13 protein-coding genes are annotated in these 14765 nt (G+C 37.1%); 6 read left to right on the top strand and 7 right to left on the bottom strand.

Going from position 1 to position 14765, the window contains the following annotated elements:
- The first annotated feature begins 139 nt into the window (after positions 1-139).
- The 4 genes from FG27_RS05360 to FG27_RS05345 all read left to right on the top strand — a co-directional run bounded on the left by FG27_RS05360 (position 140) and on the right by FG27_RS05345 (position 6025).
- A complete protein-coding gene (locus tag FG27_RS05360; protein ID WP_231563265.1) occupies positions 140-1459 on the top strand; it encodes an O-antigen ligase family protein in 1320 nt (439 codons plus the stop codon).
- On the top strand, positions 1416-2432 hold the full coding sequence (locus FG27_RS05355; RefSeq protein ID WP_037316515.1) for a glycosyltransferase family 4 protein: 1017 nt from the start codon (positions 1416-1418) through the stop codon (positions 2430-2432). Before FG27_RS05360 ends, FG27_RS05355 begins: the two co-directional genes overlap by 44 nt.
- 98 nt (positions 2433-2530) lie before the next feature.
- The gene (locus tag FG27_RS05350; RefSeq protein WP_037316512.1) at positions 2531-3547 is read left to right on the top strand and encodes a glycosyltransferase family 4 protein; all 1017 of its coding nucleotides are present in this window, start codon (positions 2531-2533) and stop codon (positions 3545-3547) included.
- A gap of 1083 nt (positions 3548-4630) precedes the next feature.
- Positions 4631-6025 carry an exopolysaccharide biosynthesis polyprenyl glycosylphosphotransferase gene (locus tag FG27_RS05345; protein ID WP_037316509.1) on the top strand — a complete coding sequence of 465 codons (1395 nt, stop codon included), beginning with the start codon at positions 4631-4633 and terminating at the stop codon, positions 6023-6025.
- Between the two features lie 115 nt (positions 6026-6140).
- Here FG27_RS05345 and lnt read toward each other — a convergent pair whose 3' ends face one another.
- Positions 6141-7733 carry an apolipoprotein N-acyltransferase gene (gene lnt / locus FG27_RS05340; RefSeq protein WP_037316506.1) on the bottom strand — a complete coding sequence of 531 codons (1593 nt, stop codon included), beginning with the start codon at positions 7731-7733 and terminating at the stop codon, positions 6141-6143.
- A gap of 371 nt (positions 7734-8104) precedes the next feature.
- On the opposite strand from lnt, the gene FG27_RS05335 reads away from it, so the two are divergent.
- On the top strand, positions 8105-8863 hold the full coding sequence (locus FG27_RS05335; protein WP_037316502.1) for a phosphatidylcholine/phosphatidylserine synthase: 759 nt from the start codon (positions 8105-8107) through the stop codon (positions 8861-8863).
- 33 nt (positions 8864-8896) lie between these two features.
- Here the strand turns inward: FG27_RS05335 and FG27_RS05330 are convergent, their stop codons facing one another.
- From FG27_RS05330 to FG27_RS05305, 6 genes are read right to left on the bottom strand one after another with little or no spacing between them, the layout of a single operon-like run.
- Positions 8897-9139 carry a DUF2442 domain-containing protein gene (locus tag FG27_RS05330; RefSeq protein ID WP_037316498.1) on the bottom strand — a complete coding sequence of 81 codons (243 nt, stop codon included), beginning with the start codon at positions 9137-9139 and terminating at the stop codon, positions 8897-8899.
- Position 9140: 1 nt separating this feature from the next.
- Positions 9141-9398 (bottom strand): DUF4160 domain-containing protein, encoded by a 258-nt coding sequence (locus tag FG27_RS05325; protein ID WP_037316495.1) that lies wholly within the window; start codon positions 9396-9398, stop codon positions 9141-9143.
- A 55-nt stretch (positions 9399-9453) separates the two neighbouring features.
- Positions 9454-10194 carry an LPS export ABC transporter ATP-binding protein gene (lptB, locus tag FG27_RS05320; protein WP_037316489.1) on the bottom strand — a complete coding sequence of 247 codons (741 nt, stop codon included), beginning with the start codon at positions 10192-10194 and terminating at the stop codon, positions 9454-9456.
- Between the two features lie 45 nt (positions 10195-10239).
- Entirely contained in the window at positions 10240-10590 is a 351-nt protein-coding gene (locus FG27_RS05315) for a carboxymuconolactone decarboxylase family protein (protein ID WP_037316486.1), read from the bottom strand.
- A gap of 2 nt (positions 10591-10592) precedes the next feature.
- The gene (gene tatC, locus FG27_RS05310) at positions 10593-11420 is read right to left on the bottom strand and encodes a twin-arginine translocase subunit TatC (RefSeq protein ID WP_037316483.1); all 828 of its coding nucleotides are present in this window, start codon (positions 11418-11420) and stop codon (positions 10593-10595) included.
- Positions 11420-12385 carry an SIS domain-containing protein gene (locus tag FG27_RS05305; RefSeq protein ID WP_081912592.1) on the bottom strand — a complete coding sequence of 322 codons (966 nt, stop codon included), beginning with the start codon at positions 12383-12385 and terminating at the stop codon, positions 11420-11422. Before FG27_RS05305 ends, tatC begins: the two co-directional genes overlap by 1 nt.
- A gap of 84 nt (positions 12386-12469) precedes the next feature.
- On the opposite strand from FG27_RS05305, the gene recQ reads away from it, so the two are divergent.
- The gene (gene recQ, locus FG27_RS05300; RefSeq protein WP_037316480.1) at positions 12470-14665 is read left to right on the top strand and encodes a DNA helicase RecQ; all 2196 of its coding nucleotides are present in this window, start codon (positions 12470-12472) and stop codon (positions 14663-14665) included.
- Positions 14666-14765: the final 100 nt, after the last annotated feature.

The following is a 14765-nucleotide window of genomic DNA, read 5'->3' as shown; positions in this document are numbered from 1 at the left end:
AGCGAAATCTTATTGAAACAAGTGAAGAAATGAACAGGTTTTAGGATATTAAAATTTATTCAATGATTCCATTTTAAAATTATATATAAAAGGAAACATTATTAAAAAGCTAGAATACATAAATTATCTAAAATTATTATTGCTTCATCTTTTGATAGCAGTGGTGGTATATATGTATAGACCGGCAGGCCAGTTTTTATTATTCGGTACGCTAGGGTTTTGGATATTTTATGTCATTTTAAAAGAAAATAAAAATAATGAAGCTCTTATGGCTGCGGCCTATATTTCCGGGGCTGAGGTTTTTTATCGAATGACCGGTTCTATGGTTTTTTATGAAACCGGAAAATATTCCGTCATTTTGTTTCTGCTCATTGGAATGTTTTATAAGGGGACTTCTATAAAAACTGTTTCGTATTGGTTTTATCTTCTTATTCTTTTTCCTGGTGTGGTCGTGGCTTCGTTTACATTAGAGTATGATGTTGTTTTTAGAAAAGCTGTAGCTTTTAATCTTAGTGGCCCGGTGACTTTAGGAGTCTCAGCATTATACTGCTATTATAAGAAAATAACTAAAACGCAGTTTAATTATGTTTTGTTAATGCTCTTACTTCCGCTAATAGCAAACATGATCTATTTATTTCTATATACACCCAGTGTGGGTGAGGCTTTAATGAGCGGTACAAATTCTAATTATGCCACTTCAGGAGGGTATGGACCCAATCAAATCTCAACAGTAATGGGGATGGGGGCCATAATTTTATTCACTAGATTTTTTTTAATAAAAAATAAAGCGATAAATTTCATAGATCTGGGTTTACTAGCTTTAATGAGCTATAGAGCTATTATAACATTTTCTCGCGGCGGGGTAATAACTTCTGTTATCTGTATTTTTGCGTTTATTATAGTCTATTTCTATAAACAAGAAAACAGGGAGCAAAGTAAAATTGTATTTAAAATGGGAGTCTTTGCTGTGATAGGCTTTGTTTTATGGATGTTTACAGCTATTAAAACTGGCGGTCTTATCGTTAATAGATATACGAATAGAGATGCAGCTGGTAAACTTGAGGATGATATCACTACCGGAAGAGCCGAACTTATTATTACCGAGTTGCAGGGATTTTATTATAACCCAGTTATTGGTATTGGTGTTGGCAAGGGAAAGGGAATGCGAAGCGAAATGACCGGTACTGCTACTGCTTCACATAATGAAATTAGTAGATTATTATCAGAACATGGTCTTTTGGGGCTGGTTGCTATTCTAATTCTTATCTTAGTTCCTATAATTTTCTGGACAAAGTTTAAGAACAATTATTATTTTTTGGCGTTCTTAGCATTTTGGTTTTTAACCGTTAATCATTCGGCGATGCGAATTGCACTTCCAGGCTTCGTTTATGGCCTGGCCTTATTATATATAGTAGATGACAAAAAGCATCCTGTACATAGGAAACGACTTACAGATTAACAGCTTTACGGCAACCTATATATCTTTTTTTAGCAAAATGTTGCGGAAAGAAGGTTATAAGGTGAAAACAGCTTCTACCCGAAGTAATAAAGGCCTGAGATTAATCGAAATGCTTGGGCTTATTGTTCGTTATCACAAAACTACAGATGTTGTTCTTATCGATACCTACGGCGCAATGAATTTTTATTACGCCTACCTGGTAGCCAAAACATGCCAGGCTTATAAATTAGATTATATTCCTATTCTACACGGTGGAAACCTACCTGAGCGTTTAAGCGTTACAAAGAAATACAGTGCAAGTCTCTTCGGAAAAGCAAAGATCAATATTGCGCCTTCTAAATTTTTATATGATATTTTTAAAGCGGAAGGATTTCATAATACCCAGATTATACCCAATGCGATCCAGATGAAGAATTATCCGTTTAAAAAGCGGGAGAATTTTCAACCGAAATTATTATGGGTGCGTAGATTCCAGAAACGCTACAACCCGGTGATGGCACTTGAAGTGCTATTATTGCTGAAAAAGGATTACCCGAATGCTGAATTATGTATGGTTGGGCCCGATAAAGACGGGACTATGAGAACCTGTAAAAAGTTTGCCGCGAAACACGACCTCAATCTTAAATTCACCGGTAAATTGAAGAAAAAGGACTGGGCTAAAATATCTAAAGACTATGACTTTTTTATTAATACTACCAATATAGACAACACGCCAATAAGTGTCATAGAAGCTATGAGTCTTGGTTTGGCAGTTGTTTCTACCGATGTAGGCGGAATGCCTATGTTAATTAATAATAATAAGGATGGTTTATTAGTACCGGTAAATAATGCTGAGGTTATGGCTGCTGAAATTACTAAACTTATTGAAAACCCCGAGAAAGCCAGAATCCTGACTGAAAATGCCCGAAGCAAAGTAGAGAATTTTGCCTGGGAAAAGGTGAAGACCGCTTGGAATAGCGTGCTTAAAGCATGAAGCCAACACGATACTGGACCCGAAAATTGGCAACAAATTGAAGTATATAATTATAAATTTGTTCCTAATTCCAGCATTGGGGTTAAAAATATAAACAGATGAAAAAGCTGCTTTATATAGGTAATGAACTGGAATCCCGCGGCGGGGCATCCACATCGATAGATCGGTTGGCGCCCCTGTTTAGAAAAGAAGGTTTTCAGGTGAAAACAGCTTCTACTAGAAAAAATCAGTTTTTTAGGTTATTAGATATGCAGCAATCGCTGCTTGAAAATCGATCCTGGGCTGATTTAGTGCTCATCGATGTTTATAGCACCCGAAATTTTTGGTACGCCGTAGTCACAGCAAAACTTTGTAAAATTTTGGAACTGGATTATATTCCCATTCTTCACGGTGGTGATCTCCCTTTGAGATTGAAGAAAAACCCCAAGCTTTCTGCTGAATTGTTCAATAATGCGAAGTTGAATATTGCGCCTTCCAAATATCTTTATGAAGTATTTCAGCAAGCCGGATTTACAAACCTGAAATACATTCCGAATTCTATTTTTCTAAAAGATTATTCATTTAAGATTAGAAGAGATTTAAAACCAAAAGTATTATGGGTACGTGCTTTTGCTGAAATTTATAATCCTATGCTTGCGATAAAGGTTCTGGAGGAACTTTTAAAAGAATATCCCGGAGCTGAACTTTGTATGGTGGGGCCGGAAAAGGATGAATCTTATAAAGAATGTTTTAATTATGCTGAAAGTAAGAAGTTACCGGTAAAGTTTACCGGAAAACTAACTAAGCAGGAATGGACCGAACTTTCAAAAGATTACGATATTTTTCTTAATACAACCAATGTAGATAATACCCCGGTGAGTTTAATTGAAGCCATGGCCCTGGGCCTTCCGATTGTTTCTACAAATGTTGGTGGAATTCCATACTTACTCAAGGATCAAGAAAACGGCCTGCTAGTTCCGTATAATAGCAAATCAGCAATGGTAGAGGCAATTAGCACCTTGTTGGAAAATCCAGATTTAGCCGAAAATATAAGTCAAAATGCTCGTAATCAGGCAGAAAAATTTGATTGGGCGAGAGTAAAAGAAGATTGGAAAGAAATTTTACTTTCTGAATAAAATTTAGATAATATACCGTTTTTTCTGGCTCTTGGTTTTGAGAAAGTAGCCTGTCTGAAAAGATTTGGTTTCGTCAAGCTAAACTTGTTTCAGCTTCTAATATGTTTTGAATTACTACTATCTTAGATTCTGAAATAAAATGAGTTATTGTTAGAGCATATTTCAAATGACTATTTTCTAACGACTAATGACTTTTTTTAACAGAAAAGAACCCCTCCGTCTTTTCGTTTTGCAAACGAAAATCCACCTCCCCTTGAAAAAAGGGGAGGAGCTTTAATTATTTTATATTTTTAAAGAGGTTATGGGAATTAAATAGATTGCTTCAGTCGTTCCTCCATCGCAATGACGGAGTTTTTGAAATTTTTACCCCAAATCAACGAAGGCGTCATGCTGAATTTATTTCAGCATCTAACACGAATATAATTTCAATCAACTTAGACCTTCGAATAGATTCCGGAGCAGACTTTTATACGAGTTTAGAGTGACGATTTTATTATCTTTTCAGAATTATCCCAAAAAGCTCCTCCCCTTATTTTCAAGGGGAGGTGGCTTTTCTGCGGTAGCGGAAAAGTCGGAGGGGTTATGTTGATTTCAGTAAAAGCAAAAAAATATTCGTGTATTCGTGTATTCGTGACCAGGATATTTTTTTAAAATAAAACAAGGTTAATTTAATAAATGCCTTTCCTCTGGAGCTTTCACTTTCAGGTTTTGTTTATTCTTTTTAATGGGAAGTTTTCCGTTTGAAAAGATTGCTTCAGTCGTTCCTCCATCGCAATGACGGAGTTTTTGAAATTTTTACCCTAAATCAACGAAGGCGTCATGCTGAATTTATTTCAGCATCTAACATGAATAGAATTTCAATCAACTTAGACCTCCGAATAATTTCCGGAGCAGCCTTTTAAACAAGTTCAGGGTAACGATTATATGATTTTTTCAGCACAGCTTAAAAGACGGCGGGATTTCTTCACTTCCATCAAAAAGATTTTAGTGTATTCGTGCCCAAAATGCTCCTGTCTCATTTTACCGGATAAAAGGATGTAGAAATCAAAAAAATTCTATCTTTAACCCGTAAGCAGGTAATTCATGTCTCAACGGCCCCTTGTACATTTTGAAATCTCTGAGCGCAAGGTTTTACTACGTTTGTTAGACTCTCTGTGTATTTTAACCTGCCTTAGCCTGGTAGGAATTATCTTTGAATTCGATTACTTTCGGGTAAATTCTCAAAACTGGTACTGGACCCTGGTTTTACTTCTTTACTTTAATCTTTTCGCCAGTATATTCGAGCTTTACGATCTGCAAAAGGCTTCAAAATTTGATAGCGTTTTACAGAATTCGGTTTTAAGCTCCGGGGCTACGGTTTTATTCTATATGCTTACGCCACTTTTAACCCCAAGCCTTCCGGAAAACAGATTGCAAATACTCTTTTTCTTCCTGGCTATTTTGCTGCCACTGCTTTTATGGCGGCTTGTCTACATCACTTTAATTTCATCTCCGCGCTTCTATAAACGTGTTTTAGTGGTTGGGAATTCTTTTGATATTAATCTTATAAGTTCCGATCTTCAGAAATCGGATCCTAATTATATGGTGGTAGGTTATATTAAAACTGAAGACCGAATCCCATCGGAAATTAAAGCGGAAAAGCTGATACGATTTGAAGTTAAGGATATTAGGGAAGCCATAAAAGAGCATCATATTAATGAGGTTGTAGTAGCAAGCGGATATAAAAAAGGGCTGATGCTTCCTTTATACAATCAACTTAGCTATTTGCTGAAAGCCGGTTTTCCTATTAAAGATTATAACCAGGTTTACGAGGAAGTAACGCAGCGAATCCCGGTGCAGCATGTAGATAAAGATTTTTATAGATATTTTCCGTTTAGCCGAAGTAATCAAAATAAATTTTACCAGGTTTTCTTTAGAATATTCGATGTTATTGTCGCTTGTTTCGGATTGATATTCCTTTTGTTGATTTTACCAATAATCCTTCTCGCAAATTTAGTTGGAAACCAGGGCTCACTTTTTTACCGGCAGGAACGAATAGGGAAATTTGGAGAAGTTTTTAAGATCTTAAAATTGAGGACTATGGTAAAAGATGCTGAGCCAAACGGTCCACAATATGCTGAAAAGAATGATTTGCGAACTACTCGCTTCGGAAAGTTTTTAAGAAGGTCCAGACTTGATGAAATTCCGCAGTTTTACAATGTCTTAAAGGGAGAGATGAGCCTGATTGGTCCAAGGCCTGAAAGACCGATTTTTGTAAAGGAATTATCTGAAAAGATTCCTTTTTTCGAAACCCGCCATGTTATAAAACCCGGGCTGACCGGCTGGGCACAGGTGAGAGCCGATTATGGAAATTGCCAAACCGATAGCCTTATAAAACTTCAGTATGATCTATATTATATTAAACACCGGGGTGTGTTCCTGGATTTAAATATCATTTTAAAAACCCTAAGCACCATTATTTTCTTTCGCGGACAGTGATCCAGTTTTCAGTATCCAGTAATCAGTGGCAGTAAGCAGTTTGTTAGTTCTCAGTTCTCGGTTGTCGGTTCTCAGTTTTCAGTTGGCAGTGAGCAGTTTCAGTAAACAATAAAATTTACGAAGGTCTGTTGCGTTTATATTTTACCACTGCAAATAAGAAAATAAATAAAGCCAGGAACTGCGCAACTCTCGCCAGGTAATCTCCATATTTTACATAAAAGGTTTTGTCTGAATTTAAATGAATAACGGCTCTAATACTCCCTTGTTTTTCATATCCCAAGCTTTCGGTTACTTCCCCTTTTTGATTAATAAATGCTGAAATTCCGGTATTAGCGCTTCGCACCACATCGCGACGAGTCTCTATTGCGCGCAATTTTGCGTAGCTAAGATGTTGTTGGTGGCCTTGAGTATTACCCCACCAGGCATCGTTGGTAATTATGCTAAGAAAATCGGCGTCATTTTCTACGTATCCTGTTACATATTCTCCGTAAACAGATTCGTAGCAAATGATGGGGCCTGTAAATGAATTATTATTTAGCGCAAAAGCTTCGCGGTCTTCCTGTGTGGTTTTCATAGCTACGGTGCCCCCAAGATCAATCATTACATCTCCCAAAATAGGTTTTAAAACTTCCTGGTAAGGAAAATTCTCAACACCTACTACAAGCTTCGATTTATGATAAAGCTGTGGCGTATCTTCAGAATTCATTAGAAAAGCCGAATTATAATCATCATACCAATCGCCGGTACCTAATTGGTTGCTTTGCTCTCTAACTTTTCCAGGATCCTTGAATCTTTCGTAGAAGGAAATTCCGCTAAGAAAATTAGTTTGCGGATATTTATTAATAAGTTGCCTGGAGAAAAAAGCAGCTTCAGATTGTTCAAAATTTGGAAGTACGGTTCCATCGGCAAAAACAGTTTCAGGGGCTACAATGAGCCTGGTGTTTTCGCTTACTTTTTCTGCACTTAGTTTCAGTAATAATTCTCCAATACGAGTATCGTTAGTATTATATTTTTCGGTATAAGGATTAATGTTGGGTTGCAGGATTACCACTTCCATCGTTTCTCCCTTTTTTTCTACCTGGCTTAGCAATAAGTAAGAAATCCCTATCGGAATTAAAATGAGTAATGCTAATTTGAAAATTCCGCGGTAGATTACAGCTTTGTCTTTAAACTCTTTAAAAAGCAAAATGGCTTTAAAGGCGGCGATGTTTGCCAGCCAAACCCAAAGTGTACCGCCAAATGTTCCGGTATATTCATACCACTGTACCCAGTTTTGAAATTCAGAAAATGCATTACCTAGATTTAACCAGGGCCAGGAAAATTCCCAGGCGAGATGCAGTTTTTCAAAAACCATCCAAATACTTATCAAAAATGCCGAGGCTGCACTAAATCCGGTTCTTTTTGCTACAACGTGGTATAACATAAAGACCAATGCCATAAGCAGGGAATTCACTAAAATAGCGAAGGCACCACCAAAAGCTGTTGAGAAATAAATCCAGTAAGTGGTAATAAGATTCCAAAGGAAAAAGCTCAGGTACGCCAGTCCAAAAACCTTCCATTTTATAAATTTCTTTTTAGAATTTCTTACTTTATATTCTACATAGAGTAGGGGGACGAATGCAAAAAATAGAAGCAAGGGAAAGCCGTAAGTTGGCCAGGCCAGTGCCAGTAAAATTCCGCTTGAAATTGCGTAAAGAAGATTTTTCATACTCAGGAAATTCTTTTCAAAAATAGCAAACTATTATATTTTAATCCCTCATTGAGGGATTAATTCCCGAGGCCTGCGCGGAATGGCGGGCTTGTACCGAAGGTCAAGATTTTTTTCCGATTCCCGAGGTTGCGTGAAAAGTCTGATTTCGTCAAGCTGAACTTGTTCCAGCTTCTCACATGGTTTGATTATCAATATCTTAGATTCTGAAATGAATTCAGAATGACGATTTTCAAAAAAATCAGTCATCTTTATTTGGTTTTTAATAATTTCTTTGAAGTTAAAGCTTTTGTAATTGTTTATTCTGAAATTAAAAAAACTTATGGAAACAGGTTGCAATTGCTTAGTTTAGTATTTTAGAAAACCAATCTATGACGATAAAAAGACATATTCCGAATATTATTACGCTTCTAAATCTTCTATGCGGAACTATAGCCGTAATCTTTGCGGTGCAGGGCAGCCTCATTATGGCTGCAATCTTTGTTGCCGGTGGAATATTCTTCGATTTTTTTGACGGACTTGCCGCCCGAAGTTTGAAAGTTGCAGGAGAGCTTGGTTTGCAGCTAGATTCGCTGGCCGATGTGGTAACCAGTGGTGTGGTGCCTGGCATTGTGATGTATCAATTATTAGATAATGCGTTGCCCGGTAGTTCTGGAGTAGAAAATACCGGCTGGGAAGTAAATCCCGGTTGGTGGGATTGGAATTTTAACCCCCTGGCTTTAATTGGCTTGTTAATTAGTTTAGCCTCAGCTTACAGATTGGCTAAATTTAATGTGGACGATCGCCAAACCGATTCATTTATAGGAGTTCCAACGCCTGCCAATGCACTTTTAATTTTAAGTTTTCCGCTTATTCTCACTTACCAACCTGATAGCTTTTTAACCGGCTTAATTTTAAACGAGTGGTTTTTGATTGGTCTCACTTTTTTAAGCTGCTATCTTTTAAATGCAGAAATAAAATTATTCGCCCTTAAATTTAAAAATTGGGGTTTTGCCGATAATAAATTGAGATACTTCTTCCTGCTTTTATGCCTGGCCCTTATCCTGGTGTTCCAGTTTGTAGCTGTGCCACTTATTATATTAAGTTATGTGCTTTTGTCGGTAGTATTTCCAAAGAAAGAGGAGTTGTGAGAGAAAGATTAAGCCTGAAATTTTAATTTACACTTAAACTAATTCTTTATTGTAATTGTAAAGAAATTCTGGTGCGAAGTCAGCTCCATTTGGCCATTCTATGGTAAAGTGATTCAAACTGAAGTTTTTAAAATAGTCCATATTTTTTAGGGGTTCGAAGATTTCCCCATAAAGTTCCTTCTCCAAATCAATCCTCTTTTCCAGACCATCATTAAATTTTAGTTTAATTTTATAATCCTCAAGGTAATCAGCCGATATTATTCGAATTACTTTCATCTTAATCTAATGGTTCTATTTTAGAAAGTGGTTTTCTTTGCGTCATTTTTTCCCAGTTATTCATAAGTTCATCCTTATGTAAATCCAGCCATTCATAAATCATCTTTAATGCTCTTCTTGGAATCTGCCCGGTAACTGTGCCATTCTCTATCTCGATAATTGCCTCATATCCCTGATAATTTACGTGAAAATGAGGGGGATTATGGTCGTTAAAGAACATATAGATGACTATTCCATAAAACCTACTGATCTCTGGCAAAGTCTAATATACGAAAAAACTAAAAAATCAATGATTGAAAAATATAACCGAATAGTTACTTAAACAACTTCTTCTTCCTTAACTCAAAGTTTTGTCCGAGGTAAACCTTTCGTACCATTTCATCTTCTGCGAGTTCTTCGGGTTGCCCGTGTTTTAGAATACTTCCTTCAAACATCAGGTAAGTCCTGTCGGTGATAGCAAGGGTTTCCTGTACATTGTGATCGGTAATAAGAATCCCGATATTTTTATCCTTTAATTGTGCGACAATTCTTTGAATGTCTTCTACCGCTACCGGGTCTACTCCCGCAAATGGTTCGTCGAGTAGTATAAAATTAGGATCGGTTGCCAGTGCCCGGGCAATTTCTGTACGTCTTCTTTCACCACCACTTAAAAGATCACCTCGGTTTTTGCGAATATGGCTTAAACCAAATTCTTCGATAAGGGTTTCCATCTTATGGTGGCGTTCTTCTTTCGAAAGATCGGTTAGTTCCAGCACACTCATAATATTGTCTTCAATACTTAGTTTCCTAAAAACCGAAGCTTCCTGCGCGAGATACCCAATGCCGTGCTGCGCCCTTTTATACATTGGGAATTTAGTGATGTTTTCTTTGTCTAAAATTATCTTTCCTGAATTTGGTTTAATAAGGCCTACGATCATATAAAAGGAAGTGGTTTTTCCCGCACCATTTGGTCCCAATAAACCAACGATCTCTCCCTGGTTTACTTCCAGGGAAATTCCTTTTACAACTTTTTTTCCTTTGTAGGCTTTAACTAAATTCTCGGCGCGTAATTTCATTCAAAAAGCATTTTAGAGCTAAGGTACATTTTTTATGCCAGCCTATTATACGTCGGCATTTTCCAGCGCTTCCCAGTATTCGTGAGCTCTTCTTAGGTGAGGAATAACAATAGTGCCGCCAATTAAAGTCCCAATACTAAGCGTTTCCATTACCTGTTCCCGGCTTAGACCTTGTTTATAACTGGACTCTAAATGATATTTTACGCAATCATCACAACGTAAAACCAGGGAGGCCACAAGACCTAATAATTCTTTTGTTTTTTTATCTACAGCGCCTTCAGTGAAAGCATTTGTGTCTAAATTAAAAATTCTTTTGAGTACCTTATTGTTCTCGCCCAGAATTTTATCATTCATCTGCTGACGGTAAGCATTGAATTCGTCAACTTTATTGATCATAGCTATTTTTGATTAATTTTTCTTAATTCTTGTTTGTAAATCACTTTTGAAATAACAATACTTACTTCATAAAGTATCAATACCGGAATGGCCACAATTATCTGGCTAACAATGTCCGGTGGCGTTATTACAGCTGATAGAATCAGCACTATTACTAACGCGTATTTTCGATATTTTTTTAAGAATTGCGGAGTTACTACCCCAACTCTAGTAAGGAAGTAAATCACGATGGGCAATTCAAAAATAAGTCCGCTGGCAAGCACCGAAGCTCTAACCAGGCCAATATAACTACTAAGGTCAAAATCGTTAAAAACGGCTTCACTTACCTGATATTTTCCAAGGAAATTTATTGATAAAGGAGTTACTACGTAATATCCGAAAACTACCCCAATAAAAAATAATAGAGAGGTTATGAAAATAAATCCTTTTGCATGCTTACGTTCATTATCGTGCATTGCAGGGGATACGAATAACCAAAATTGATAGATTACGTAAGGGAATGCGATAATAAAACCAGCTGTGATAGAGGTCCAAACGTGGGCAGAGAATTGACCGCCCATAGTTCTACTTTGAATTCTAAATGGCATCTCATCAAAACAGAATCCCGCATCCAGACCAAGCGATGTAGAGATTCTACATAGCATATCGTAGGAAAAGAAATCGCCTCTACTGGGGCCAAAAAGTAATACGTCAAAGATGAAGCCTTTTAAAACAAAGGCTATGGAACCGGCAACAACTATTGCGATAACCGCCTTTATTAAGTGCCATCTTAAATCTTCTAAATGGTCCAAGAAGGACATCTCTGGTTCAGGGGTGCCAATTTGCTTCATTATAAAATTCCTTCTCGAATTAGGTTATGGATATGTACGACACCCGCATAGGTTTGGTTTTCCAGTGCCAGTAATTGTGAGATCTTATTTTCTTCCAACATTTCTAATGCATCTACCGCCAGGGAATCCTGATCTATAGTTTTTGGTGCTGGACTCATAATATCTCTTGCGGTAAGATTTTTAAATTCCGTATTGTTTTTAAGCATTCTTCTAATATCACCATCGGTAATTATTCCAATAATCTTATCGTTTTCAAGTACCGCGGTAACTCCAAGCATTTTCTCTGAAATCTCAATAATTGCATCGGTAACCGAAGTTTCTGGAGTAACCTGGGGTTTCATATTTTGAGCGGTAATGTCGCTAACCCGCAAGTAAAGCTTTTTACCAAGCGAACCACCGGGATGATATTTTGCAAAATCTTTTCTTGAAAATCCTTTTAATTTTAAAAGACAAATTGCCAGCGCATCTCCCATTACCATTTGCGCAGTAGTGCTGGTTGTGGGGGCAAGATTATTTGGACAGGCTTCTTTTTCAACATAGGAATTTAAAACATAATCAGATTCCCTTCCCAGAAAAGATTCTTTATCGGCGGTAATTCCTACAAGCAAGTTTTTAAAATCCTTTATATAGGGTACTAAAACTTTAATTTCAGGACTATTTCCACTTTTAGAAATACAAATTACCACATCGTCTTTTTGTATGGTTCCAAGATCGCCGTGAATGGCATCTGCAGCGTGCATAAAAATTGCTGGAGTGCCTGTAGAATTTAGGGTAGCAACTATTTTTGTAGCAATCACGGCACTTTTTCCTATACCGGTAACAATTACCCTTCCTTTGGCTTTATAAATTTGTTCTACGGCTTCAGCAAACTCACTATCAATATAATTTTCCAGGTTTGCAATTGCTTTGGCTTCAATGGAAATGGTTTCTTTTGCTGCGTTAAGAATTTTTTCCTTCAGTTTCAAATTTTGATAAAATTAAGGATTGTGAGTTTAAAGAAATATGTATCTTTAGTTATGCAAATGTATGTAAAATTGTAACACAATTGAATGAGTTTGACGGAAATTGATTTACACCAACAGCTAAAGAAGTACTTTGGATTTAGCCAATTCAAAGGGCTTCAGGAAGAGGTGATTACCAGTATTGTGAATAAGAATAATTCCTTTGTGGTGATGCCTACCGGAGGAGGGAAATCCCTATGTTACCAACTCCCTGCGTTGATTGAAGAAGGAACGGCAATTGTCGTTTCGCCCCTTATCGCTTTAATGAAAAACCAGGTAGATGCTATACGTAGTATCTCTTCAGAGCACGGCGTAGCGCATGTGCTCAATTCATCCCTTAATAAAACCGAGGTTAGAAAGGTTAAAGAAGACATCGCTAACGGTGTCACGAAATTGCTTTATGTAGCTCCAGAATCGCTTACTAAAGAAGATCACGTGGAGTTTTTAAAGCAACAGAAAATTTCTTTTCTGGCTATAGACGAAGCTCACTGTATTAGTGAATGGGGTCACGATTTTAGACCGGAATACCGGAATTTAAGAAGCATAATACAGCGAATAGGAGATAATATTCCAATTATAGCGCTTACTGCTACTGCAACCCCAAAAGTGCAGGAAGATATTTTAAAGAATTTGGGTATTACAGATGCCAATACCTTTAAGGCGAGCTTTAACCGCCCAAATTTATATTATGAAGTACGGCCGAAAACAAAAAATGTTGATGCCGATATTATTCGTTTTATAAAACAGAATGATGGAAAATCTGGAATCATCTATTGCCTAAGTCGAAAGAAAGTTGAAGAACTCGCGCAAACATTGCAGGTAAACGGTATAAATGCCGTGCCTTACCATGCTGGGCTGGATGCAAAAACCAGAAGCAAGCACCAGGATCAGTTTCTTATGGAAGAAATTGATGTAGTTGTGGCTACGATAGCCTTTGGGATGGGAATAGACAAACCCGATGTTAGGTTTGTAATTCACCACGATATTCCAAAAAGTATAGAGAGTTATTACCAGGAAACAGGCCGTGCAGGACGTGATGGAGGAGAAGGTCATTGCCTTGCTTTTTATTCCTATAAGGATATAGAAAAGCTGGAAAAATTTATGAGCGGAAAGCCTGTTGCTGAACAGGAAATTGGTCACGCCCTTCTACAGGAAGTTGTGGCTTATGCTGAAACCTCTATTTCCCGTAGAAAGTTTATTCTCCATTATTTTGGAGAAGAATTTGACGGTGAAACCGGTGAGGGTGCCTCGATGGATGATAATGTTCGAAATCCTAAAAAACAACATGAAGCCGGGCAGGAGGTAGAATTACTTCTAAAAACAATAAAAGAAACCAAACAGCTTTATAAGTCCAAGGAGGTTGTGAAAACCTTAATTGGTAAATCTAACGCGGTTATTTTATCTCATAAAACCGATGCACATCCTTTATTTGGACAAGGAAAAGGCAGGGATGGTAAATACTGGATGGCTTTAATACGCCAGGTTTTGGTTGCCGGTTTGTTGAAAAAGGATATTGAAACTTATGGCGTGATCAAACTAACTCCTAAAGGAGAGGATTTTCTAAAAAATCCGAAATCTTTTATGATGACCGACGATCATATTTTTGACAGTACTACTGAAGCTGTTCCAACCACCAATAAATCTGCAGGGGGTATAGATGAGCAATTGGTTAAAATGCTTAAGGATCTTCGGAAAAAAGTAGCTGTTAAGAATGAGGTGCCGCCTTTTGTAGTATTTCAAGATCCCTCGTTGGAAGATATGGCTATAAAATATCCGGTTTCTATTGAAGAGCTTACCAATATTTTTGGCGTAGGAGAGAACAAAGCCAAAAAATTCGGAAAAGATTTTGTAGAGCTAATTCAGCGCTATGTAGAAGATAACGAAATTATTAGACCCGATGATCTGGTGGTGAAAAGTACCGGCGCTAATTCGGCTTTGAAATTATATATAATTCAGAATGTAGACCGAAAATTGCCTTTAGATGATATTGCTTCCGCTAAAGGTATGGAGATGAAAGAGTTTATTAAGGAAATGGAGGCCATTGTATATAGCGGAACCAAGTTGAATATCAATTACTGGATAGACGATATTTTAGATGAAGACCAACAGGAAGAAATTCATGACTATTTCCTGGAAGCTCAAACCGATAAAATAGATGAAGCAATCCAGGAATTTGACGGTGATTACGACGATGAAGAATTGAGGCTATACCGCATTAAATTTATTAGTGAAGTGGCGAATTAAGGTGGAGCTTGAAGTGAAGAATTATGGTTTTCGTTAAGTTGCACTCATTTTAGCTTCTTACACGTTTTATTCAATACATCTTAGATCCCCGATAAAAATC

This window comes from Salegentibacter sp. Hel_I_6 (assembly GCF_000745315.1).
In the GTDB taxonomy this organism is placed as follows: domain Bacteria; phylum Bacteroidota; class Bacteroidia; order Flavobacteriales; family Flavobacteriaceae; genus Salegentibacter.
Note: the sequence above shows the minus strand (reverse complement) of the source record. Positions and strands in the feature narration are given on the sequence as shown.

Bases quoted from the DNA above. Each gene is read 5' to 3' on its own strand.
- FG27_RS05315 (WP_037316486.1), bottom strand. From the start codon at position 10,590: ATGATCAATAAAGTTGACGAATTCAATGCTTACCGTCAGCAGATGAAT.
- lptB (WP_037316489.1), bottom strand. From the start codon at position 10,194: ATGAAATTACGCGCCGAGAATTTAGTTAAAGCCTACAAAGGAAAAAAA.
- FG27_RS05345 (WP_037316509.1), top strand. From the start codon at position 4,631: ATGTCTCAACGGCCCCTTGTACATTTTGAAATCTCTGAGCGCAAGGTT.
- lnt (WP_037316506.1), bottom strand. From the start codon at position 7,733: ATGAAAAATCTTCTTTACGCAATTTCAAGCGGAATTTTACTGGCACTG.
- FG27_RS05335 (WP_037316502.1), top strand. From the start codon at position 8,105: ATGACGATAAAAAGACATATTCCGAATATTATTACGCTTCTAAATCTT.
- FG27_RS05330 (WP_037316498.1), bottom strand. From the start codon at position 9,139: ATGAAAGTAATTCGAATAATATCGGCTGATTACCTTGAGGATTATAAA.
- tatC (WP_037316483.1), bottom strand. From the start codon at position 11,420: ATGAAGCAAATTGGCACCCCTGAACCAGAGATGTCCTTCTTGGACCAT.
- FG27_RS05355 (WP_037316515.1), top strand. From the start codon at position 1,416: ATGACAAAAAGCATCCTGTACATAGGAAACGACTTACAGATTAACAGC.
- FG27_RS05350 (WP_037316512.1), top strand. From the start codon at position 2,531: ATGAAAAAGCTGCTTTATATAGGTAATGAACTGGAATCCCGCGGCGGG.
- recQ (WP_037316480.1), top strand. From the start codon at position 12,470: ATGAGTTTGACGGAAATTGATTTACACCAACAGCTAAAGAAGTACTTT.